The 20126-nt window shown below is 56.2% G+C and carries 25 protein-coding genes; 12 read left to right on the top strand and 13 right to left on the bottom strand.

Going from position 1 to position 20126, the window contains the following annotated elements; translation table 11 throughout:
* Nucleotides 1–75 precede the first annotated feature (75 nt).
* Entirely contained in the window at nucleotides 76–573 is a 498-nt protein-coding gene (locus AC2FFE_RS08860) for a MarR family winged helix-turn-helix transcriptional regulator (RefSeq protein WP_480826752.1), read from the top strand.
* Here the strand turns inward: AC2FFE_RS08860 and AC2FFE_RS08855 are convergent.
* Both AC2FFE_RS08855 and AC2FFE_RS08850 read right to left on the bottom strand, forming a co-directional pair.
* Entirely contained in the window at nucleotides 512–1315 is an 804-nt protein-coding gene (locus AC2FFE_RS08855; protein ID WP_496846432.1) for a DUF1194 domain-containing protein, read from the bottom strand. The two genes, AC2FFE_RS08860 and AC2FFE_RS08855, sit on opposite strands and share 62 nt — an antisense overlap.
* Nucleotides 1312–1740, bottom strand: a complete 429-nt coding sequence (locus tag AC2FFE_RS08850) for a VOC family protein (protein ID WP_496846431.1) — start codon at nucleotides 1738–1740, stop codon at nucleotides 1312–1314. The genes AC2FFE_RS08855 and AC2FFE_RS08850 overlap by 4 nt, the downstream gene beginning before the upstream one ends.
* Nucleotides 1741–1916: 176 nt before the next feature.
* Between AC2FFE_RS08850 and thyX the strand changes: the two genes are divergently transcribed.
* A complete protein-coding gene (thyX, locus tag AC2FFE_RS08845) occupies nucleotides 1917–2828 on the top strand; it encodes an FAD-dependent thymidylate synthase (RefSeq protein ID WP_480546638.1) in 912 nt (303 codons plus the stop codon).
* 56 nt (nucleotides 2829–2884) lie between these two features.
* Nucleotides 2885–3193 (top strand): hypothetical protein, encoded by a 309-nt coding sequence (locus AC2FFE_RS08840; protein WP_480546639.1) that lies wholly within the window; start codon nucleotides 2885–2887, stop codon nucleotides 3191–3193.
* An 85-nt stretch (nucleotides 3194–3278) separates the two neighbouring features.
* Here the strand turns inward: AC2FFE_RS08840 and AC2FFE_RS08835 are convergent, their stop codons facing one another.
* Entirely contained in the window at nucleotides 3279–3485 is a 207-nt protein-coding gene (locus tag AC2FFE_RS08835; RefSeq protein ID WP_008758035.1) for a cold-shock protein, read from the bottom strand.
* A 214-nt stretch (nucleotides 3486–3699) separates the two neighbouring features.
* Here AC2FFE_RS08835 and AC2FFE_RS08830 point away from each other — a divergent pair, with 214 nt between their 5' ends.
* Together AC2FFE_RS08830 and AC2FFE_RS08825 are read left to right on the top strand one after the other, a co-directional pair.
* The gene (locus tag AC2FFE_RS08830) at nucleotides 3700–4017 is read left to right on the top strand and encodes an ArsC/Spx/MgsR family protein (protein WP_496846430.1); all 318 of its coding nucleotides are present in this window, start codon (nucleotides 3700–3702) and stop codon (nucleotides 4015–4017) included.
* Nucleotides 4018–4058: 41 nt separating this feature from the next.
* Nucleotides 4059–4427, top strand: a complete 369-nt coding sequence (locus AC2FFE_RS08825) for a hypothetical protein (protein ID WP_496817296.1) — start codon at nucleotides 4059–4061, stop codon at nucleotides 4425–4427.
* Nucleotide 4428: 1 nt separating this feature from the next.
* Here AC2FFE_RS08825 and AC2FFE_RS08820 read toward each other — a convergent pair whose 3' ends face one another.
* The 7 genes from AC2FFE_RS08820 to AC2FFE_RS08790 form a co-directional block, all read right to left on the bottom strand.
* Complete coding sequence (locus AC2FFE_RS08820; protein WP_496817297.1) at nucleotides 4429–4947, bottom strand: hypothetical protein; 519 nt, start codon at nucleotides 4945–4947, stop codon at nucleotides 4429–4431.
* The gene (locus AC2FFE_RS08815; protein ID WP_496846429.1) at nucleotides 4944–5705 is read right to left on the bottom strand and encodes an HvfC/BufC family peptide modification chaperone; all 762 of its coding nucleotides are present in this window, start codon (nucleotides 5703–5705) and stop codon (nucleotides 4944–4946) included. The genes AC2FFE_RS08820 and AC2FFE_RS08815 overlap by 4 nt, the downstream gene beginning before the upstream one ends.
* The gene (gene bufB / locus AC2FFE_RS08810) at nucleotides 5702–6559 is read right to left on the bottom strand and encodes an MNIO family bufferin maturase (RefSeq protein ID WP_496817299.1); all 858 of its coding nucleotides are present in this window, start codon (nucleotides 6557–6559) and stop codon (nucleotides 5702–5704) included. The genes AC2FFE_RS08815 and bufB overlap by 4 nt, the downstream gene beginning before the upstream one ends.
* Nucleotides 6560–6631: 72 nt before the next feature.
* A complete protein-coding gene (locus tag AC2FFE_RS08805) occupies nucleotides 6632–6934 on the bottom strand; it encodes a BufA1 family periplasmic bufferin-type metallophore (protein ID WP_170530749.1) in 303 nt (100 codons plus the stop codon).
* Nucleotides 6935–7155: 221 nt separating this feature from the next.
* The gene (thrS, locus tag AC2FFE_RS08800) at nucleotides 7156–9114 is read right to left on the bottom strand and encodes a threonine--tRNA ligase (RefSeq protein WP_496817300.1); all 1959 of its coding nucleotides are present in this window, start codon (nucleotides 9112–9114) and stop codon (nucleotides 7156–7158) included.
* Nucleotides 9115–9274: 160 nt separating this feature from the next.
* Nucleotides 9275–9685: an MAPEG family protein gene (locus AC2FFE_RS08795; protein ID WP_496846428.1), complete on the bottom strand. Its 411-nt coding sequence runs from the start codon at nucleotides 9683–9685 to the stop codon at nucleotides 9275–9277.
* Nucleotides 9685–10428, bottom strand: coding sequence for an ArsR/SmtB family transcription factor (locus tag AC2FFE_RS08790; RefSeq protein WP_496846427.1), 744 nt, complete (start codon nucleotides 10426–10428; stop codon nucleotides 9685–9687). Before AC2FFE_RS08790 ends, AC2FFE_RS08795 begins: the two co-directional genes overlap by 1 nt.
* Before the next feature lie 125 nt (nucleotides 10429–10553).
* Between AC2FFE_RS08790 and AC2FFE_RS08785 the strand changes: the two genes are divergently transcribed.
* From AC2FFE_RS08785 to AC2FFE_RS08770, 4 genes are all read left to right on the top strand, one after another.
* Nucleotides 10554–11297 carry an alpha/beta hydrolase gene (locus AC2FFE_RS08785; RefSeq protein WP_496846426.1) on the top strand — a complete coding sequence of 248 codons (744 nt, stop codon included), beginning with the start codon at nucleotides 10554–10556 and terminating at the stop codon, nucleotides 11295–11297.
* Nucleotides 11297–12289, top strand: coding sequence for an alpha/beta hydrolase (locus tag AC2FFE_RS08780; protein ID WP_496817304.1), 993 nt, complete (start codon nucleotides 11297–11299; stop codon nucleotides 12287–12289). The genes AC2FFE_RS08785 and AC2FFE_RS08780 overlap by 1 nt, the downstream gene beginning before the upstream one ends.
* Nucleotides 12290–12330: 41 nt before the next feature.
* Nucleotides 12331–12945: a hypothetical protein gene (locus AC2FFE_RS08775; protein ID WP_496817716.1), complete on the top strand. Its 615-nt coding sequence runs from the start codon at nucleotides 12331–12333 to the stop codon at nucleotides 12943–12945.
* Nucleotides 12946–13030: 85 nt separating this feature from the next.
* On the top strand, nucleotides 13031–13747 hold the full coding sequence (locus tag AC2FFE_RS08770) for an alpha/beta fold hydrolase (protein ID WP_496817305.1): 717 nt from the start codon (nucleotides 13031–13033) through the stop codon (nucleotides 13745–13747).
* On the opposite strand, the gene AC2FFE_RS08765 is transcribed toward AC2FFE_RS08770, so the two are convergent.
* Both AC2FFE_RS08765 and phaZ read right to left on the bottom strand, forming a co-directional pair.
* A complete protein-coding gene (locus AC2FFE_RS08765; protein ID WP_496846425.1) occupies nucleotides 13738–14322 on the bottom strand; it encodes a DUF6151 family protein in 585 nt (194 codons plus the stop codon). The two genes, AC2FFE_RS08770 and AC2FFE_RS08765, sit on opposite strands and share 10 nt — an antisense overlap.
* Before the next feature lie 4 nt (nucleotides 14323–14326).
* Nucleotides 14327–15598: a polyhydroxyalkanoate depolymerase gene (gene phaZ / locus AC2FFE_RS08760; protein WP_496817307.1), complete on the bottom strand. Its 1272-nt coding sequence runs from the start codon at nucleotides 15596–15598 to the stop codon at nucleotides 14327–14329.
* Between the two features lie 112 nt (nucleotides 15599–15710).
* Between phaZ and AC2FFE_RS08755 the strand changes: the two genes are divergently transcribed.
* The 3 genes from AC2FFE_RS08755 (at nucleotide 15711) to phaR (ending at nucleotide 18778) form a co-directional block, all read left to right on the top strand.
* Nucleotides 15711–17513 (top strand): PHA/PHB synthase family protein, encoded by a 1803-nt coding sequence (locus tag AC2FFE_RS08755; RefSeq protein ID WP_496846424.1) that lies wholly within the window; start codon nucleotides 15711–15713, stop codon nucleotides 17511–17513.
* 130 nt (nucleotides 17514–17643) lie between these two features.
* Nucleotides 17644–18090, top strand: a complete 447-nt coding sequence (locus tag AC2FFE_RS08750; RefSeq protein WP_496817309.1) for a phasin, PhaP — start codon at nucleotides 17644–17646, stop codon at nucleotides 18088–18090.
* A 136-nt stretch (nucleotides 18091–18226) separates the two neighbouring features.
* Entirely contained in the window at nucleotides 18227–18778 is a 552-nt protein-coding gene (phaR, locus tag AC2FFE_RS08745; RefSeq protein ID WP_496846423.1) for a polyhydroxyalkanoate synthesis repressor PhaR, read from the top strand.
* 48 nt (nucleotides 18779–18826) lie between these two features.
* Here the strand turns inward: phaR and AC2FFE_RS08740 are convergent, their stop codons facing one another.
* Complete coding sequence (locus AC2FFE_RS08740; protein WP_496846422.1) at nucleotides 18827–20041, bottom strand: DegT/DnrJ/EryC1/StrS family aminotransferase; 1215 nt, start codon at nucleotides 20039–20041, stop codon at nucleotides 18827–18829.
* Nucleotides 20042–20126: the final 85 nt, after the last annotated feature.

Raw genomic sequence — 20126 nt, 5'->3', positions numbered from 1 at the left:
TAATTCCAGCTTAACTGATTTTTCGGGATTTCGGTTCATCGTGGCGGAAATAACGCGACTGAATCGGAGGGTCGGATGAGTATGGAATTGCAGGTCTCGGCACCGGGCGCCAAAGGGTTCATGAACAGCTACCTTGAGGCGTTGGCACTTGTCGAACGGCTGCACCGGCTGCTTTTGGATGTGATCAAGGATGAGTTTGAGCGGGTCGGTGTGCTGGAAATCAACGCCGTTCAGGCGCTGCTCCTGTTCAATATCGGCGATCATGAAGTGACGGCGGGCGAGCTGAAAAGCCGTGGATACTATCAGGGTAGCAATGTCAGCTACAACCTGAAGAAACTGGTTGAGATGGGGTATATGCACCACCAGAGGTGCGAAATTGACCGTCGATCTGTCCGGGTGCGGCTGACACCACGTGGTCGGGAAATCCGGGATATCGTATCTGAGCTTTTTGCGCGCCATGCAGACGGGTTGCAAAGCCGCGGTGTGTTGGCGCAAGAGGGGATCGAAGATATCACCGGATCACTGCGCCGGGTTGAGCGGTATTGGACGGATCAGATTCGCTATATCTACTGATACGCGACGATTTGTTTTCTGGCGGGTGCGTCAGAACATGTGCCGGGTTAGTCGAAGGAAGATCTCCGAGTTGTAACCCGCTGAGCTCACGTTCCAGCTTTCGGCGCATGGCGCGCTCAAAATCCTCGAACCCCTGCGCTACTTCCAGAAACGCGCCCGGCCCGTGTAAAACATTGTTTTCAAAGAATGGGATCAGGAACAGCTCGCCTTCGAAATCGGCTGCGTTGATGACCAGCCCGTTGACCACGACATCATTGAATGGGAAGTGCCGATAGGCGTTTTGTGGGCCATAGCCGTCATTGTTCGAACCGTCCCCTGACAGGTCAATGGTCTTGAATAGGCAAGGGGGCGCGCGTTCCAACAAGGCGGCGCCAAAGGCCAATGCGTATCCCATCGCAGTGGCGGATTGGGTGTCCGACCGCTTGGACTGGCTGATTTGTGTTGCGGCGGCCAGAACATCGCCACTGTTTTCGATCATCCGCCAATCCAGGATGATATGTTGGACGGACCGTCCACTCCATTCATAGACCGCAAGCGCGACGGGCATTGGCGAGGAAAAGAAGGCGTCATGAACCTCGGGGGCGAGCAGGGCGGCCGCCAGGCCTTGCCGTTGCAGAGCGTCTTCTGCCTCGTCCACCGAAACAGAGATATCCAGCGCCAACGCCAGCGCCAGACGGCAGGGCTCTGCCTGAACGGGGCTGGCCAGTACGGCCAGACCTAGTGCTATAAGGGGGCGGATCACCAGTGCCCGGTACTTTCCATGCTGGCCCAGGGTTCTGCCGGTTCCAGCGCGTCACCGTTTTGCAGCAACTCAACCGAGATATTGTCAGGCGAACGGACAAATGCCATACGCCCGTCACGCGGCGGGCGATTGATGACTACTCCGTTGTCCTGAAGATGTTGGCAAGCCTCGTAAACATTGTCGACGCCGTAAGCGAGGTGCCCGAAGTGGCGGCTGTCACTTGGCAATGCGTCATCACCATCCCAATTGTAGGTCAGTTCAATCGGGCGGTCCTCTTGCCCCGGAGGCGCCATGAAGATCAACGAAAACCGGCCCTGTTCGCTTTCGTATCGGCGGGTTTCTTTCAGGCCCAGAAGTTCATAGAACGCCATGGATTTCTCAAGATCCTTCACGCGAACCATGGTGTGAAGATATGTCAGCGCCATCTTGGCAATCCTTCTTTTTTGAATGAGTTCGCCTCAGCTTAGCGCGCTGCGGGAACGTGTCGAGGGGGTGGGGAACACAATTCCGAAAATCCGCACCTTAGGCCATATCCTGCGGTTCCAGCAGATGATCTGACGATATATAGTGGCAGGCGACTCAGTATCGAAAGGAAGTTTTCATGCCCTTGTCTGCCGACCAACAGGCCGAGATCGAAGCGCAGCGCGCGCAGTCGCATCAAACACGCCGTGTCGTAGCGACGGGGATGGAAGATCACCTGTACACCGCCCACCAGGTGCTGGATCATGGGTTTGTCCGGGTCATCGACTATATGGGCGATGATGCGGCCATCTGTCAGGCGGCGCGGGTGTCTTATGGCAAGGGCACCAAATCGGTTCAGAATGACGAAGGGCTGATCCGCTATCTGATGCGGCACTGGCATTCGACCCCGTTTGAGATGTGTGAAGTCAAGCTGCACGTCAAACTTCCGGTTTTTGTTGCACGCCAGTGGATTCGCCACCGGACTGCAAATGTGAACGAATACTCGGCGCGCTATTCCATTCTGGATCGTGAGTTCTACATCCCTGCGCCCGAACATGTCGCCGCGCAGTCAGAAGTGAACAATCAAGGCCGCGGATCAGCTCTGGAAGGGGAAGAGGCCGCGCGGGTTCTGGAAATGCTCAAGGCGGACAGCACTCGCTGCTACGACAATTATGAGGCGATGATCAGCCAGGACGGGCAGCAGGGGCTGGCGCGTGAATTGGCACGGATGAACTTGCCAGCCAATATCTATACGCAATGGTATTGGAAGGTTGATCTGCACAACCTGTTCCATTTCCTGCGCCTGCGCGCCGATCCACATGCGCAATACGAGATCCGGGTCTATGCCGATGCCATGTGCAAGATCGTGGCCGATTGGGTGCCCTTTGCCTATCGCGCGTTCGAAGATTACCGCCTTGGCGCTGTGAACCTTTCCGCTCAGATGGTCGACAGCCTGCGCCGGATGCTGGCTGGTGAAAGCGTCACTCAGGAAAGTTCAGGCATGACAGCGCGGGAATGGCGTGAGTTCGAGGCCATCATCAAGGAAAACTGATTCAAAAGCATAGCGATTGTCTATACAAACCGTCATGAAACTGTTACTTTGGTTCCATGACCTATGCTTCGTTTTTTTCCGTTCTTGGTCTGGTGTCGGCGCTGGCCGGACCGGCTGTTGCCAAAAACCCAATTGCCGAGGTTCTGTGTGAACCAACGCAAAGATTGCATGACAAGTTGCAGGCTCAATTTCGCTCTGCCCGTATTGCAACGGGCATGCGCGGGCCTGAACAGATCATGGAGGTCTGGAGTAGTGATCGGGGCGATTGGACCATGGTTGTGACCTATGCCACCGGTACATCCTGCATCGTTGCGATGGGACAAGACTGGTATTCGCATGCTGAGGATAAGCCAGCACGGGGATAGGGCATTTGCCGGATAGGGGGCGGGTGACGGCCGGAAATTGGCCGTCAACCTTAATTGGAAAACCCCGCGCGGGGCGGGGGCGTCGTTACAACGGTTTCAAATCAGCTGCCATCTGGCGGCCGTCACGTCCGTCCTGCAACTCATACGAGACTTTCTGATTGTCTGCGAGTCCGGTCAGGCCGGACCGTTCTACGGCCGAGATATGCACAAACACATCTTTGCCCCCTTCGTCAGGGGCAATAAACCCATAGCCTTTGGTGGTATTGAACCATTTCACGGTGCCAGTTGGCATCTCCCGTGTCTCCTTCTACTTTCGCATTGTCCCACAAATTGGTGGGGCGGTGGTTGGCAGAACCGCAAAAGCAGACTGTTTCCAATGCTGACGACAGCCGATTTTGCATGTTTCACCTTTTTCAACATTGCACGGTGAAGTAAAAAATCAAGAATAACCGCTGGAAACCAGTTGGTTCGCCTAAAATTGAAACAAACATCGGAGCAGGATAGACATGCGTCTTTATGGGCTTAAAACTTGCGATACGTGCCGCAAGGCATTGAAATCACTTCCTAATGCTGAGTTTGTGGATGTGCGCGCAGTTGGCGTTCCAGAAAATTTGCTGTCGCAGGCTCTTGCCACGTTCGGCGATGCTTTGCTCAACACACGTTCGACAACCTGGCGTGGTTTGGACGATGCGCAGCGTTCTCGCCCCACAATGGAGTTGTTGAAAGAGCATCCGGCGTTGATGAAACGTCCGCTGATCGAAAAAGATGGCGCGTTGACGTTGGGTTGGACAGCTGAAACGCGGGCAACGCTTGGCGTCGCCTGATCGGGTACTTATCTGATCTGACGCAACTGCGAGGATAGTTTATGCGAAACGCCGCAATGATTTTGGGTGTCATCGCCGGTTTGATCGGGATGATTGTTGGGTTCTTTGGGTATGGGTATGTCGAGGCGATCAAGCATTTCGGGGATATTGATGGCATCGCCGAGCAGGTCGATAACCCCGGTTTGATTCAAACGGCCTCGATCGTTGCGCCATTGCTGGCGATCGCAGGGGGCGCGATGGCCCATGCGCGTGCTCTGGTCGCGGGTGTCTTGCTGTTGGTGTCTGCGGCGGGGATGTACTACGCGTTTGGGTTTGGTGTCTTCACCATGTTCCCGATTGCGTTTGCGGGCGTTGCCGGGGTGCTTGGGCTCGCCGCTGGAAAACCGGACGAACCCAAGGCGCATTTCTAGCTCATTTCAGCTTCAACAGGCGATCCAGAGACAGGGGGCCCGCGCCATTGAGCACGATCACCAGGAACAGGAAGGTCCACAAAACTCGCTGGTCCAGAATGTCCGGGGCCGCGTTGAACAGACTGCCCAGTTTCACGCCATGGCCTGTTACATCGACCAGAGTCTGAACCCAGACAAAGCCGATCATGCCCAGAGCAGCCAGACGCGTGAGCAGGCCGACCAGCAACAAGGCGGGCAGAACAAACTCGGCCACGGTGCCAAGGAAAACCACGATACGCTGAAACAAGGTCATCTGCGTGACGTCCCACAAAACAGCCTCGGCCGCTTTGGGGAATATTTGTCCAAATGCTCCGCTGGACGGTGAAAAGATTGACCCATCGATCTTTAGCATGGCCGAATTCCAATAGTAGACCAGCAGCACCGCGATAAAGACCAGCCGCGCAAGCGTGGGTGTGAGCCAGCCAGACGCATGGTCCGCCTTACCCAGAACGTTGTTGTGGATTGAGATCAGGGCAGTCATGTTTCCAGCCTTTCGATAATCACAGAAGTTATGGCAGCGCCTTGCAACAGCAACGCCAGTGTGGGTCCAAGATCAAAGTCCAGAGTGTCAGCGGCGGCTCTTTCGAAGGCTTCGCCGATGGTGTCCCCAGATTGTAAGTAGGCGATCCAATCCGCGCCGCCCTGTGGCAGCAGGTGAGGGGCAGGATCGTATTCAGGGCGGGTGATCAACACATCCTCGGCCCCGGTTGAGGGCTTGGGCGCGTCAGCCTCAGTGTTGAAACGCCAGATCGCATGAATGGGCCAATCCGACCGGATGACCTGCATTGAAGGCGCGAATTCCAACCGGGCGCGCATGATTTCTTCGGGCGAAACGGCCAGTGCATCTGCCGGGGCAGGTCGGCTGTCTGCGGCGTGGTAGGACTGGCGCAGCGCCAATTCCAGTCGGGCTACATCCGGCAGGTAGGCCAGATGAGACAGTTGTGGCATGTTGGCCAGAAAGTCGGGAAACGCCTCACCGTAAAACATCATCAAGGGCGAGGTTGGGGGGTGCTGTCGCAGAAAGATGCCGGACAGCCCGTCCATGTTTTTGGTGCCCAGCAGCTTGGTGATGACAGGAAATGCCTGATGCATCGCCTCGGTCAGAGAAACTGCGACATTATTGCGATAGACGCTGAACCGGCGGCCCGCAGGTTGATCGTCCGCATCCGTTAATCCGTCCGGAATTGGCGCTTTGGCATCCAGCAGGGCCGCATGAAATTCCGTTTGGGTAACGCTCATGCGGGGACTCGTTCCAATGCGGATTGCGCGCGTTCCGCTTCGGCGCGCAGAACGGGCCAATCGGGGACATCTGTATCCCATTCAACCAACACGGGCTTGGGCCCTGACCGTTCCAGCACATAGTCCAGCAGCGCCCAAACCGGGTCCACAACCTCGCGCCCATGGCTGTCGATCAGCAGGGGATGGCCATGGTCATCTTCATCCTCATCATGCCCGCCAAGGTGAATTTCGCCCACTTGATCTAGTGGATAAGCGTCGATGTAACCCTGGGGTGAGAAATCCAGATTGGTGGCCGAGACAAAGACGTTGTTCACGTCCAGCAACAGGCCACAGCCTGTACGCTTGGCGATCTCGCGCAGGAAATCGGGTTCCGACCATGTGCTTTCTTCGAACGCCAGATAGCTGGAGGGATTCTCAAGTAGCATCTGACGACCGACTGTCTCTTGCACCTGATCAATATGTGCGCAAACCCGTGCCAGTGTTGCATCCGTATAGGGCAGGGGCAGCAGGTCGTTGAAGAAATGGCTGTCATGGGTTGACCAGGCCAGATGTTCCGAGAAACTGGCGGGATTCAGCCAGCCGACAAGGTGTTTCAGCCGCGTCAGGTGATCTGGGTCCAGCGCGCCTTCGCCGCCGATGGACAGGCCAACACCGTGGACCGAGATTGGAAACTGTTCAGACAGATGGCGCAGTTGCGCCAATGGGCGGCCCCCATCCCCCATGTAGTTTTCGGCATGAACTTCAAGCCAGGCGACGGGTTGGGCGTGCTCCAGTATTTGGGCAAAATGCTGTGGTTTGTAGCCAACACCCGGCGCTGCGGGCAGACGATTGGATCTGAGGGCATCATCCAGCATTTGCACGCTCCTTCTGATCAAAGGAAAGGGCGGGCGAAGGTGCCCGCCCCCTTGAAGTTGTTTGCTCGACGCTTATGCAGGCAGGTCGCGCTTCAGCTCTTCCAGCGAACCTTTGCGCGGTGTGCCGTCTGCCTCTGCAGGCAGTTCGATATCGCCGCAGGTGCCAGCGTCAACCAGGGTCCAGGCGTTGCCCTGATAATCAACGGTTGAGGTGCCCGCACATGTGGTGCCGGGGCCTGCTGCACAATCGTTCTGACCGGCCAGCGAAACGCCATAGCACTTTTCTTTGGCTTGGGCGGTTGCTGTGGTTGCTGCGCCCGATACGGCGGCTGCGACTGCGGTTGCGATAACCAGGGACTTTGCTGTGTTCGACATCTCGGAAATCCTCTTGATGACTGGGTATGTCTGCTTGTGACAATGACAAAGGTAAGGGCAAGTTGGCTATTGTTAAATTCACGAGCCCGTGTCTCACAAGCGCGTCAGGGCGCGGGGTGCGCCCTTGTAAGGTAATCTACTGTTTTTGAAGGGAAAAGGATAGAGTGTTTCAATCCGACCCCAGTTCCGGGGTCGGATTTCCGGCGATATGGTGCCGAATGTTACAGCAGGTCGGGTGGGGTCGCTGCCTGTGACAGCTCATTTGTTACAGCCTCAAGCGGCTGAACCTGCGTTTGTTTTTCGCCAAGGCGTCGCACGCTGACGGTGCGGTCTTCGACCTCACGATGACCAACGGCCAGGATCACCGGTACTTTGGCCAGCGAATGTTCGCGGACCTTGTAGTTGATCTTTTCATTGCGGATATCGGATTCGGCCCGCACACCCGCAGCTCTCAGCGCTTCGACGACCTCCATCACATAGTCATCCGCGTCTGAGGTGATCGACGCGACTGTGACCTGACGCGGGGCCAGCCAGAAGGGCAGCTTGCCTGCGTGTTCTTCGATCAGGATGCCGATAAAGCGTTCGAACGATCCCAATGTCGCGCGGTGCAGCATAACGGGGCGGTGTTTGCCTCCGTCTGCGCCGATATAGGTGGCGTCCAGCCGCTCGGGCAGAACGAAATCAACCTGATGTGTACCGCATTGCCAGTCGCGACCGATTGCGTCGGTCAGAACAAACTCTAGTTTTGGGCCATAAAACGCACCTTCACCGGGGTTGAGTTCCGGTTCGATCCCGGCGGCACGTGTCGCGCTAAGCAGGGCGGCTTCGGCCTTGTCCCAAACTTCATCCGAGCCAGACCGCTTTTCGGGACGATCCGAGAACTTGACCGAGAAATTCTCGAACCCAAGATCCTTGTAAATCTGCGACAGGAAGCGAATGAACTCGGCGGTTTCAGATTCGATCTGGTCTTCGGTGCAGAAGATGTGACCGTCATCCTGCGTGAAGCCGCGCACGCGCATGATACCATGCAGGGCACCTGACGGTTCATACCGGTTGCACGATCCGAATTCTGCCATGCGCAGGGGCAGATCGCGGTAGGACTTCAGTCCCTGGTTGAAAATCTGCACATGGCAGGGGCAGTTCATCGGTTTCAGGGCGTTGACGGCCTTTTCACGCGCATGTTCCTCGTCCACTTCGACGATGAACATATTTTCCTGATACTTGTCCCAGTGGCCTGAGGCTTCCCAAAGCTTGCGGTCAACGACCTGTGGTGTGTTGACCTCGACATAACCACCGCTGCGCTGCTGACGACGCATATAATCCTGTAGCTGTGTGTAGATTGTCCAGCCGTTGGGATGCCAGAAAATCTGGCCGGGGGCCTCTTCCTGCATATGGAACAAGTCCATCTCGCGGCCCAGCTTGCGGTGGTCGCGTTTTGCCGCCTCTTCCAACATATGCAGGTGAGCTTTCAGCTTTTCCTTGCCGGTGAAGGCCGCGCCATAGATGCGCTGTAGCATCTGGCGTGAACTGTCGCCGCGCCAATAGGCACCGGCGATGGACATCAGTTTGAACGCGTCACCCGGCACCTGACCGGTATGCTGCAAATGCGGGCCGCGGCACAGGTCCTGCCAGTCGCCGTGCCAGTACATGCGCAGCGGCTCATCCCCGGGGATGGAGTCGATCAGCTCGACCTTATAGGGCTCATTATTCTGGGTGTAGAAATCGATCGCGCGCTGACGGTCCCAGACCTCGGTGGTCACGGGGTCGCGCTTATTGATGATTTCCTTCATCTTCTTTTCGATGAGGCCGAGGTCTTCGGGTGTGAAGGGCTCGGCGCGGTCGAAGTCATAGTACCAGCCGTTATCGATCACGGGGCCGATGGTGACCTTGGTGTCGGGCCAGATCTCTTGCACGGCGCGGGCCATGATATGGGCCAGATCGTGGCGGATCAGCTCATTGGCTTGTGCCTCATCCTTCATGGTGTGGATGGCGATCTGTGCATCCGCTTCGATGGGCCATTGCAGATCCCAGTGCTGACCATCGACGGTGGCCGAGATCGCTTTCTTAGCCAAAGAAGTCGAGATATCGGCCGCCACCTGCGCGGGCGTGACGCCAGCGTCATAAGAACGTGCATTGCCATCAGGGAAGGTGAGTGAGACGGATTTTGAATCCAAGGCCATGCCTGGCTCTCCTCGTCGGTTTGGCGCCCACTGAACGCCCGGTTGCGGGTTATGGTGTTTTGGCTATTTGCTACTGGCGCAGCGCGAAGTCAACCGCTTTGAACGTAAATGCGAAAAGCACCACGCAACCAAAGGATTGCGTGGCACGTTTTCAGGATGTTCAGACGGCCGCAAAAACAGCGTAGCCCATGATTAAGCAGCACACCCATCCAGCTGTGAACAGAATGGGCCGCAGAGGCATGCGCGCAATGCCCGTGATCATACCGATGGCGTGTAGGACGCGCACCCAGAAAAACACAATAGCAGCCCAATAGGTCAGCGCCGTAAAGCCGTCCATCGTGTTGACGATCAGAACCAAAACGGCAAACGGCATACCCTGTTCGAGCAGATTCAACTGCGCGCGATGCGCCCTTTGCACCCAGGGGCGCAGGTTTGGGATCTGTGCAGGTCGGGCAAAGGCTTCCTCGCCCGAGGGGTCGGTCGAAACGCCAACCACGTATGGAATCCACATGGAAACAGCGAGCAGCATCAGGCATGTCAGTACGCCCAGTTCAGTTGGAAACTCAGCCATTATGCGCTCTCCTTCAGGGCATCGCCGGTCTCAAGCCAGCTCTTGAGTGAGGCAGCCAGACGCGCCCAACCTTCGGCAAAGCCTTCCTGGCCAACTGCAAGATCATAATGTTCGATGGTCAGCTTGCAGACATCACCTTGTGGTTCGATCAGATAAACCATTGTTGATTGCGGGGCGTCAGGGCCCATGAAAAGAGGCTCAAACCCCATCTCGATCCGGGTTTTCGGGTCCAGCTTTTGCGTCACCTGCCGCAGCATCTCATTGCCGTCAGGGGTAATGAAATGCACTGTTGCACCAGGCGAGACCTCTCCGCGTACTTCGTTGCACAGGAAGTGATAGGCCGCCATCTGATCTGGCTTGGTTAATGCATCCCACAGCGCGTCCTGGGTGCAGCGAATAAAGGTCTGCATCATAAAATCTGGTTTTCCCATACGAGTCTCCGTTTCCAATTTGAGTTTCAGCGCATTGACCGCGCTGGCTTGCGGTTGAAGAAAAGGGGCGACCCAACGGTCCAGCATGTCCTGCAGGGGCAAGGGGTTCAGATAGTGATATTTGAACCGCCCATGTTTGCGGGTCAGGACCAGCCCAGCATCTTCCAGTAGTTTCAGATGCTTCATGACGCCAAAGCGGGTCATGTCGAAATGTGCCTCTAACTGCGACAGAGATTGACCATCTTCCTGTCGCAGTAGGTCCAGAATCTCTCGGCGAGCGGGGTCATTCAGAGCTTTGAATAGCATGTCCATATTTGTCTTATATGTGATTCGATAGTCACGTGACAATATGGTAACCTAAAAAATCTGAAATCAGGTTTAAACTCCCAGCCCGCGCGGGCTAGGGTGTCACAAATCAAAATATGAAGGGCGGCAAGATGAGCGCTTTTTTGACAACCGATCAGGGGCGGCGGATCGCTTATGATCTGAGCGAAGGCCAAGGCCCGACCCTCGTGTTTCTGTCAGGTCTAAAGTCGGACAAAGAAGGCACAAAAGCCGTTCATCTAGAGGCTTGGGCCAAAGCGCGCGGGCAAGCATACTTGCGGTTTGATTACTCCGGCCATGGTGAAAGTTCGGGTGCATTCACAGAAGGCAGCATCGGAGATTGGCACGAAGACACAGTTGCCGCAGTGTCCGCGCTGACGCAGGGGCCATTGATCATTGTGGGCTCGTCCATGGGGGGCTGGCAGGCCTTGTTGCTGGCCAAAACCCTCCCAGATCGTATAGCGGGGATGGTCACAATCGCCGCCGCTCCGGATTTTACGGAAGATGGGTATTGGGCGTCATTTACAGAGGCGCAGAAGGCAGCGTTGGAAACAGCGGGGCAGGTTGAGTTGCCGTCCGACTATATGGAACCTTACATCATCACCAAGCGCCTGATTGACGACGGACGTCAGAATCTTGTGCTGAGAGAAGCGCTGGATCTACCTTTCCCAACACGTTTTCTGCAGGGCACTGCGGATACCGCTGTATCCACTGAAACGGCGGTGCGCTTGCTGGATCATGCCTCAGGCCCTGATATGCGACTGCTGTTGGTGAAAGATGCCGACCACAGATTCTCTGATGACATGTGTCTGTCATTGATCGAACGCGCAATTCTGGACGTAATGGGAGAATCCTGATGCGGAAATTTGGATGGTTTCTGGGGCGGCTTCTACTGGCGCTGATCGTTGTTGGCGGTCTGGTCTACTGGTTTGGCCCGCGTGAAAAGGTCGATCTTCATCCGCGCTTCGACTCTGCCAAGTTCGGCGAAGGGGTGCAGGTTTATTTTGAAAGCACCGAATCCGCCTTTGATGACATCGTGCCCGGTGTCGAAAAGCGTGTGATCTGGCAGGACGGCTACGAAGAACAACGCACACCTTATTCGGTTTTATACGTTCATGGCTTCTCAGCCAGTTCCGAAGAAATCAGACCAGTTCCCGACAGGGTCGCGGACGCGCTGGGCGCCAATCTGGTTTATACCCGCTTGCAAGGCCATGGGCGCGATGGTGCCGCGATGGGTGAGGCAACAGCCTCGGGCTGGATGCAGGATCTGGCCGAAGGGTTGGCCGCCGCACGGGCCGTGGGTGACAAGGTTGTTGTCATATCAACCTCGACTGGGGGAACGCTGGTTGCAGCGGCCGCGCTTGACCCCGAACTCAGCACCGACGTGGCCGGCATGGTCTTTGTCTCACCAAACTTTGGCGTTAACTCGCCGGTCGCCTTCATTCCCGGCCTGCCATGGGCCCGGTCCTGGCTGCCACTGCTGATGGGAGAGGAGCGGGACGTCTCGGGCCCGGACCCTGAGAAGAACAAATACTGGTCTTCGGTTTACCCATGGGTCGCTGTCGTGCCTATGACTGTGCTGGTGGATACAGTCTACGCACTGGATTTCGAAGGCGCGCAGGTGCCGGCCTTGTTCTGGTTTTCGGACGATGATGAGGTCGTCCGTCCAGATCGTACCCACCAAGTGGCTCTAGGCTGGGGTGCTGATGCAGCGGTTCAACTGGTCACGATGGGCGAGGGGGATGATCCGATGTCTCATGTGGTTGCAGGGCGCCTGATGTCGCCGGGGCAGACCGATGCAGCAGTGACCGGTATTCTGGAATGGTTGAAATCGCAGGGCGTAGAGTAGCCGTTTCGCTTAGGAGCAAGACAATGCGAAAACCGGGCAGCATGTGGAGCCTTGAAACGCTTGGCCGCGTGCGTCTGTCCCCGCACTTTTTCATGCGGGATTTTCTGTATTCCGAGATCGGGAATTTTCACCAGCACCAGAACATCCCTGAAAACCCTGATCTTGCGATCGAGACTGGCCGTGCCTTTTGCCAGACTTTGCTGGACCCGCTTGAGGAGACATTCGGGCGCGTTGCGGTCCGCTCGGGCTATCGCTCGCCGTCTCTGAACCAGTTTGGAAATGAAAACCGGCTGAATTGCGCGCGCAACGATAACCCTTTGGAATGTCACATCTGGGACCGAGGCGTAGGAGATGCGCGTATCGCAGGGGCGTCGATTGTGATCCCGTGGTTCGCGGATCAGTTTGAGCAAGGCCGGGATTGGCGTGATCTTGCCTGGTGGATGCATGATCATCTGGACTATTCAGAAATCTGGTTCTTTCCCAAGCTCTGTGCCTTTAACCTTGTCTGGCGACCTGCGCCGGTGCGCCGGATTGACAGCTATATCGCGCCACGCGGGTGTTTGTTACGCCCCGGGGCCGAGCCGGGCGAAAGCCAAACGGCCAGACAGGCCCGTTATGCCGATTTCCCGGCTTTTCGGGGTAGCCGCTCCCCTTGAGTTTTCTGCTTGCCGGGGCCTGAAAAAACTCTCATCCTGAGGGAAAAAGAAGGGGTTCGGAAGCCCGAACTGATGGAGGCCCCGCGTGATCGAGCCGCTGGTATTGCTACCCGGTTTTATGTGTGACGCCCGATTGTTTCATCCTCAGATCGACGCGCTGTCGCGCGATCGGGCTGTGATGGTTGCCCCAATTTCATCAGGCGAACGGATCGAAGAGATCGCGTCTGGCTTGCTCGATCAGTTACCGCATCGATTTGCCCTGGCGGGGCTAGGTCTGGGCGGTGTTGTCGCGCTTGAGATCATAAGGCGCGCGGCGGATCGGGTGTCACGCCTCTGCCTGATTTCGACCGATGCGCAGGCCGATACGCCACAGATGGCCGCTGCACGCGAAGAATTAATCATTGGTGCGCAAGCCGGGCGGTTGGAAGAAGTGATGCGCAAGGTGATCGGATCGGACGCGCTGGCCCCCGGGCCGCAACGTATCCCGATTTTGAACCGGCTGCTCTCGATGGCCGTCGATCTGGGCCCCGAAGTATTTGTGCGTCAAATGCGGGCCTTGCAGCGGCGACCGGATCAGCAGAGCATCCTTTGCCGGGTCAAAGTTCCGGGTCTGATCCTTGGCGGAACGCATGATACACTGATCCCTGCGCGCAAGCATGAGTTTATGGCCGAGATGATCCCCGAAGCCCAATTGCAGATGATAGAACGCGCAGGCCATCTTCCGACATTGGAAAACCCGGATGAGCTGAATGCAGCCATGCAAGACTGGCTGAACTTCAACCCAAGACCCAGCTATGGATAAAGCGCGTCGCGTTCGGATTTGTCGATCAGTTTGGGGCTGACCACCGGCTCACCGGTTGCGGTGTCAAAGAATGGTGTTTGCTTCCACTTGCCAGACAGGCGCGATTTGGCAACACGCTTGAGCATTGCGACAATTGCCGCACGAATGCCTTCGTGCTTATGTTTGCCACCCGATGTGGGGATGTAGCCCCGCGTTGTGATGGGGCCAAGGGCCGTCGTGTCGCTGAAACGGGCCGCAATGAACCCGACAAATGGGAACTTTGGCGTGTTTGGCGTTGCCGCGAGCGGTGCATTGCAACATTTCGCATACCACCGCAGCATGCCGTTGGGGCTCAGCTTTATCGCGGCCAGATTTTCACTGCCTGTGTCAAAGATGAGCTCGTCCGGGGCAATCTGAAACACTTCTACAGGGCCGGGCGCAGGGTCGGGTTGTTTGAAATACAATTGCCCCGCACGACAATCGGCGCAAAAGCACAGGGCATGCGAGCCGTGTTTAAGACCCTGAGGTTTGATGCGCCCTGTAACCTGACCGCAGGTGCAAGAGAACGCGAGACCGGATTGATCGCTCTCGCCCATCGTCTCAGGCTACTTTGTTTCGGTTCGCCGCCCTGCGTAGCGGCTTGCGGCTGTTTTCATTCATGAAATCAATCACAAGTGGACGAATATTGTCGCGCCAGCTGCGGCCGGCGAAAATGCCGTAATGGCCCGCATTCGGCTCAACATGGCTGGCCTTTTTGCTGTCCGACAGGCCGGTGCACAGATCAAGCGCGGCAATGCATTGGCCGGGGGCCGAGATATCATCATTCGCCCCCTCAACGGTTTTGACCGCGACATCGGTGATCTTACTAATGTCGACTTTGTGGCCTGCGACAACAAATTCGTTGCGCGCAATCTCACGCCCTTTGAAGATACGTTCTACTGTGGATAGGTAGAACTCGGCGGTCATGTCCATGACGGCCAGATACTCATCGTAGAACCTGTTATGGGCATCATGATCGGACGCCTCATCCCGGATCACGCGCTGGATCTGGTCTGAAAACGCTTTGGAGTGCCGTTCGGCATTCATCGACATGAAAGAGGCCAGTTGCAGCAGGCCGGGATAGACCATGCGGCCTACACCTTTGTATTTGAACCCAACCCGTTGGATCATGGTTTCTTCCAGCTGGCCCATTGTCACGCGGCGGCCGAAATCCGTGACATCCGTCGGTGTCGCATCGGGATCAACCGGACCGCCGATCAGGGTCAGGGTGCTGGGTTGTGCCTTGGGTTCAACCTCGGCCAGATAGGCGGTTGCCGCCAAGGTTAGAGGCGCGGGCTGACAAACAGCAACAACATGCGTGTCTGGCCCCAGCTCCTTCATGAAATCGACAAGGTAGAGGGTGTAGTCCTCGACATCGAACTTGCCTGCAGACACAGGAATATCGCGCGCGTTATGCCAGTCGGTGATATAAACTTCGCAATTGACAAGCAGGCTTTTGACGGTCGAGCGCAGCAATGTCGCGTAGTGCCCCGACATCGGTGCAACCAGCAAAACCTTGCGCGGTTGCTTTTCTCGTCCGTTTACCTTGAAATGGACGAGATCGCCAAAGGGGCGTTCCAGAACCGTGGTAACATCAACAAGATGATCTTTGCCGTCTTCGCAGGTAAACGTATGAATACCCCAGTCGGGTTTGACGACCATGCGCTGGAAGGTGCGCTCGGTCACCTCACCCCAGGCGGCCATCCAGCTGAAGGCCGGGTTTGGTACCATCGAAAACAACGGATAGGACGCCATCGCGCTGGCGGTCGAACCAAGCCATTGGTTCGTGTTGCGCATGGTCTCCATCAAGTCGTAGGTCATCATGTAGCGCATGGAAGCGGCCTCCAGAGTCTAAGGCTGTTAGGTTCGGACCATTCGCCGCTTTGTCCCCCGACACCCACGACGTTATTCTGCATAGCAGCGAGACTAGGCGGGAATTGTTAAAATGACAACAAGCGAAGACCAAATGCCTGAAGCGACTGAAGAGCATATTGAAAAGCTTAAAGAAAATATGGAGAAGGTCGAAACTCTCTCCAAGCGACTTGTCGAAGTTATGGCGTCTAAAAAGCCTCATACCTCTGCGCTGGACGGTCCGAATCAAGAGCTTTTCGCACGAGCAGCAACAGCCTATTTTGCTGAGGCCTGGCAAAACCCCGCCAAGCTGCTGGAGCAACAGATTCAATACTGGGGCAAGTCGGTTCTGAACTTTGCCGAAGCGCAGCAAGCACTGACCACAGGTGAAGTTGATGAGGCGCATGACGCGCCTGCAGACCGCCGGTTTTCCAACCCGATGTGGGACACCAACCCCTATTTCCGCCTGATCCGCCAGCAGTACCAGACCAACGCAAAGGCCATCACTCAGGCGGTCGCCTCGGTTGATGATCTCGACGCAAAGGACAAGCGGCGCCTCAGCTATTTCTCGCAGCAGATCATCGACATGATGGCGCCGACCAATTTTCTGGCTACAAATCCTGATGCGTTGCAAAAGGCGGTCGAAACCGAAGGCCAATCGCTGATTGACGGGTTGGAGAATCTGGTATCCGACCTCGAAGCAAATGATGGCGAGCTTGTGGTCAAGCTGGCTGACGAAAACGCGTTTGAGGTTGGCGGCAATCTGGCGACCACCCCGGGCGACGTTATTTATCGCAACCGTATGATGGAGTTGATCCAGTACAAGCCTGCAACAGAAACGGTGCATGAAACACCCATTGTGTTGTTCCCGCCATGGATCAACAAGTTCTATATCCTCGACCTGAAGGCCCAGAATAGCCTGATCAAATGGATCACGGAACAGGGGTATACCCTGTTCGTTGTCAGCTGGGTCAACCCGGATCAAAGCTATGCCGAAACCGGGATGGAGGACTACATTCAGGATGGTTTCCTGACTGCAATTGATGTCGCGAAGAAGATCTGCAAGGTCAAACAGGTCAACGCGATTGGCTATTGCATTGCAGGCACGACTCTCAGCCTGACATTGTCCTTGATGAAAAAGCGAGGCGACAAGTCGATAAAATCGGCAACGCTTTTCACCGCACTGACGGATTTCTCGGAGCAGGGAGAATTCACACCGTTTCTGCAAAATGACTTCATCGACGGGATCGAGGAAGAGGTAACAAAAGAGGGCGTGCTGCGCTCGTGGATTATGGGGCGGACGATGTCATTCCTGCGCTCGCGCGATCTGGTGTATGGCCCGGCCATCCGCAGCTATATGATGGGAGAAGTGCCTCCGGCCTTTGATTTGTTGTTTTGGAATGGCGATGGTGCGAACTTGCCTGCGAAGATGGCGGTCGATTATTTGCGCGGCCTGTGCCAACGCAACGAATTTGCTTCGGACGGGATCGAACTTTTGGGGCACAAGCTGACGCTGGCCGATGTGGATGTCCCTTTGATGGCGATCACCTGCGAAACTGATCATATAGCCGCCTGGAAAGACTGCTATCGCGGTGTGCAAAAGATGGGGTCACGCTCAAAGACCTTTGTTGTCTCGGAATCCGGCCATATAGCAGGGATCGTGAACCCGCCCAGCAAGAAGAAGTATGGCCATTACACAAACCCCGATCTGAAATCAGATGCAGACACCTGGCTGAAACAGGCGGATTTCCATGAAGGGTCCTGGTGGCCCATGTGGGAGGCCTGGCTGAAGAAGCGATCGGGCAAACAGGTGCCCGCACGGGAGGCAGGCGATTCGACCCATCCAAGCCTTGCACCGGCGCCCGGGACATATGTAGTCGCCAATCCAAACGTCTGATTTCATTTTGAAACCACAGTTTTTCTGCATTGCAGCAAGAAAAAGCTTGCAATGCTGCAATGCAGAAACCATATTGTTCTCAAGCTGACGAAAGCCGGGGTGGGCCCGGCTCAGCAAAAGGATTAGAACGATGGCAAAGACTCAAGACTTTTCCGCGATCATGAAAGACATGATGGGCGCGTTCCCTGTGGACACCACCGCGCTGGAAGGCGCATTCAAATCGACTGCTTCGCTGAACGAAAAGCTGTCGGGCGTTGCTCTGGAAGCTGCTGAAAAATCGGCTGAGATCTCGAGCAAATGGACCAAGGAGACCTTGGCCAAGATGACCGAGATGTCGAAAGCAAAGGCAGAGCCTGCTGACTACGCCAAAGCAGCAACCGATTTCGCAAGCGCGTCGGCAGAAGTTGCAGCTGAAAACCTGGCTGCTTTCGCTGAAATCGCGAAAAAAGTTCAGACAGAAACCGTTGAACTGCTGATGGCGGCTGGCAAAGACGCTGCTGAAGAAGCAACCGCAGCTGTCAAAAAAGCAACCAACGACGTGACGACTGCCGCCAAGAAAGCCGCAGCCGCCAAGTAAGAGCTTCGCGATAAGCGCACCTTATTCCTCCCAATAGGTGCTTTCGCGTTGGGCAGGTCCATTGACCTGCCCTTTCTTTTTGTGCTGCACTCGCATAACCTGTGCTGCAACGCATCATCCTTGGGGAGGGTACTAGGTGTCGGACAACGAAAAACCGCTGCTTATCAAGCGCTACGCCAGCCGTCGGCTGTATAACACCGAGACCAGCGATTACGTGACGCTTGAAGACATTGCGGGGTTTATCCGCGACGGGCGCGAAGTTCAGATCATTGACCTGAAAACCGGCGACGACCTGACGCGGCAATATCTTCTGCAAATCATTGCAGAACACGAAAGCCGGGGCGAAAATGTTCTGCCGGTGAATGTGCTGAATGATCTGGTGCGCAGCTACATGCTGCCGGGCGGGGGCATGATGCCTCAATTCCTGCAAAGCTCGTTCGAAATGCTCCGCGAAAGCCAAAGCAAGATGATGGAGAACATGAGCGCGATGAACCCGATGTCTCAGATACCAGGGTTCGACGCGTTGCAGGCGCAGCAACAGGCGTTTCTTAAGGCCATGACAGGTGGCTTATCCGGCGGCTGGTCCGGGCCGGATCAGGAAGAGAAAAAGCCAGAAACGAATGAAGATCTGAACGACATCAAAAAGCAGTTGGCTGAGTTGCAGAACAAGCTGTCCAAACTCAACTGATCTTGGACCATGGAAAAGATGGCCCGCTTTGCGCGGGCCTTTTTTGTGTCAGGTTCCGTATACCGGGACCGGGCCTGTGACCTCACCGACTGATGCCAGCAGGATATCAGCGATCACGTCCAACTCTTCGCGCGTCAGGCGTACGGGCAGGCGCACATCGCAGGCTTTCATCAACATGTCGCGTGTCTGTGGCAGGTCGAACTTTTCGGGCAGGAACTGCCAGTTCCAGAACGCCCGGGCGTTGTCCTCGCTCAGGCCAAAGACCTGAACCTTGACACCGCGCACCTCGGATGCAGCAGCGAAGCCGCGGATTTCAGCCTCATCCATGCCGACCAGATTGAACTGGATCGAATCCGGCGCACGGCGTTCCGGCGACAGTGGGGCAGGGACGTTGATATAGGGTGAATTGTTCAGGCGTTCCGCCACATAGTCATGGTTCGCCAATCCATCCTGAACCCGGCGCGCCAGCTCAGGGATTTGCGGGCGGATGACGGCGGCGCTCAGGTTGCTCATCCGCAAGTTATAGAGCGGCAGTTGGTTCTGCCAGCGTGCAAAGGCCTGCTCAAGCTCAGGTGAGTTGTCACCGCGTGGGGTTTTGTGTTTTTTCCAGTTGTGCTCGTAAGCACCCGACATGATCACAGCGCGTGCGACCAGATCGGCGTCATCTGTGATCAAAATACCGCCTTCGCCGGCGTTGATCATCTTGTAGGACTGGAACGAAAAGCAGCCGACCTTGCCGATGGTGCCAATGTTCCGCCCATGCCAGGTTGTTCCCAGTGAATGCGCCGCGTCTTCAATTACCGGGATGTTGCGCGCATCACAAAGCTCCATGATCGCGTCCATATCCGAGGTGTGGCCGCGCATATGGCTGATGATAACGGCTTGTACATGCTCCAGTTTGGCTGCGAAATCATCCATATCGATGCGGTAATTCTCACCCACCTCGCACAGAACCGGAATACAGTCTGCATGCACGACCGAGGATGGAACAGCGGCAAAGGTAAAGCCCGGGATCAGCACCCGCGCATCCCGCGGCAGGTCCAGCGCCTTCAGCGATAGGAACAACGCAGCCGAGCAGGAGGAGACAGCAAGCGCGTATTTGGTGCCCAGCAGCGCCGCGAACTCGGCCTCCAGCAGGGCAACCGGCGCGTCTTGTGGTGCGGTGTACCGAAACAGATCACCGGACTGCATCAGGGCATCGATGGCGTCTCGTGCGGCGGCGGGGATGGGTTCGGCGTCATGGACGTTGGGGGGCAGCGTCATATTTGGAATTCCCGAATTCTAACTTTCGTTTATTTAAATCAGACGGGCAGGCCGTGCCAAGCCCCCAATCGATGGATCGGCAAAA

This window comes from Ruegeria sp. YTSA168 (assembly GCF_059610045.1).
This window is presented reverse-complemented; position numbering and strand designations above follow the sequence as displayed.

What these genes read in the sequence shown, in the direction of transcription:
- AC2FFE_RS08860 (WP_480826752.1), top strand. Translation starts at nt 76, where the DNA reads ATGAGTATGGAATTGCAGGTCTCGGCACCGGGCGCCAAAGGGTTCATG.
- AC2FFE_RS08850 (WP_496846431.1), bottom strand. Translation starts at nt 1,740, where the DNA reads ATGGCGCTGACATATCTTCACACCATGGTTCGCGTGAAGGATCTTGAG.
- thyX (WP_480546638.1), top strand. Translation starts at nt 1,917, where the DNA reads ATGCCCTTGTCTGCCGACCAACAGGCCGAGATCGAAGCGCAGCGCGCG.
- AC2FFE_RS08840 (WP_480546639.1), top strand. Translation starts at nt 2,885, where the DNA reads ATGACCTATGCTTCGTTTTTTTCCGTTCTTGGTCTGGTGTCGGCGCTG.
- AC2FFE_RS08835 (WP_008758035.1), bottom strand. Translation starts at nt 3,485, where the DNA reads ATGCCAACTGGCACCGTGAAATGGTTCAATACCACCAAAGGCTATGGG.
- AC2FFE_RS08830 (WP_496846430.1), top strand. Translation starts at nt 3,700, where the DNA reads ATGCGTCTTTATGGGCTTAAAACTTGCGATACGTGCCGCAAGGCATTG.
- AC2FFE_RS08825 (WP_496817296.1), top strand. Translation starts at nt 4,059, where the DNA reads ATGCGAAACGCCGCAATGATTTTGGGTGTCATCGCCGGTTTGATCGGG.
- AC2FFE_RS08820 (WP_496817297.1), bottom strand. Translation starts at nt 4,947, where the DNA reads ATGACTGCCCTGATCTCAATCCACAACAACGTTCTGGGTAAGGCGGAC.
- AC2FFE_RS08815 (WP_496846429.1), bottom strand. Translation starts at nt 5,705, where the DNA reads ATGAGCGTTACCCAAACGGAATTTCATGCGGCCCTGCTGGATGCCAAA.
- bufB (WP_496817299.1), bottom strand. Translation starts at nt 6,559, where the DNA reads ATGCTGGATGATGCCCTCAGATCCAATCGTCTGCCCGCAGCGCCGGGT.
- AC2FFE_RS08805 (WP_170530749.1), bottom strand. Translation starts at nt 6,934, where the DNA reads ATGTCGAACACAGCAAAGTCCCTGGTTATCGCAACCGCAGTCGCAGCC.
- thrS (WP_496817300.1), bottom strand. Translation starts at nt 9,114, where the DNA reads ATGGCCTTGGATTCAAAATCCGTCTCACTCACCTTCCCTGATGGCAAT.
- AC2FFE_RS08795 (WP_496846428.1), bottom strand. Translation starts at nt 9,685, where the DNA reads ATGGCTGAGTTTCCAACTGAACTGGGCGTACTGACATGCCTGATGCTG.
- AC2FFE_RS08790 (WP_496846427.1), bottom strand. Translation starts at nt 10,428, where the DNA reads ATGGACATGCTATTCAAAGCTCTGAATGACCCCGCTCGCCGAGAGATT.
- AC2FFE_RS08785 (WP_496846426.1), top strand. Translation starts at nt 10,554, where the DNA reads ATGAGCGCTTTTTTGACAACCGATCAGGGGCGGCGGATCGCTTATGAT.
- AC2FFE_RS08780 (WP_496817304.1), top strand. Translation starts at nt 11,297, where the DNA reads ATGCGGAAATTTGGATGGTTTCTGGGGCGGCTTCTACTGGCGCTGATC.
- AC2FFE_RS08775 (WP_496817716.1), top strand. Translation starts at nt 12,331, where the DNA reads ATGTGGAGCCTTGAAACGCTTGGCCGCGTGCGTCTGTCCCCGCACTTT.
- AC2FFE_RS08765 (WP_496846425.1), bottom strand. Translation starts at nt 14,322, where the DNA reads ATGGGCGAGAGCGATCAATCCGGTCTCGCGTTCTCTTGCACCTGCGGT.
- phaZ (WP_496817307.1), bottom strand. Translation starts at nt 15,598, where the DNA reads ATGCGCTACATGATGACCTACGACTTGATGGAGACCATGCGCAACACG.
- AC2FFE_RS08755 (WP_496846424.1), top strand. Translation starts at nt 15,711, where the DNA reads ATGACAACAAGCGAAGACCAAATGCCTGAAGCGACTGAAGAGCATATT.
- AC2FFE_RS08750 (WP_496817309.1), top strand. Translation starts at nt 17,644, where the DNA reads ATGGCAAAGACTCAAGACTTTTCCGCGATCATGAAAGACATGATGGGC.
- AC2FFE_RS08740 (WP_496846422.1), bottom strand. Translation starts at nt 20,041, where the DNA reads ATGACGCTGCCCCCCAACGTCCATGACGCCGAACCCATCCCCGCCGCC.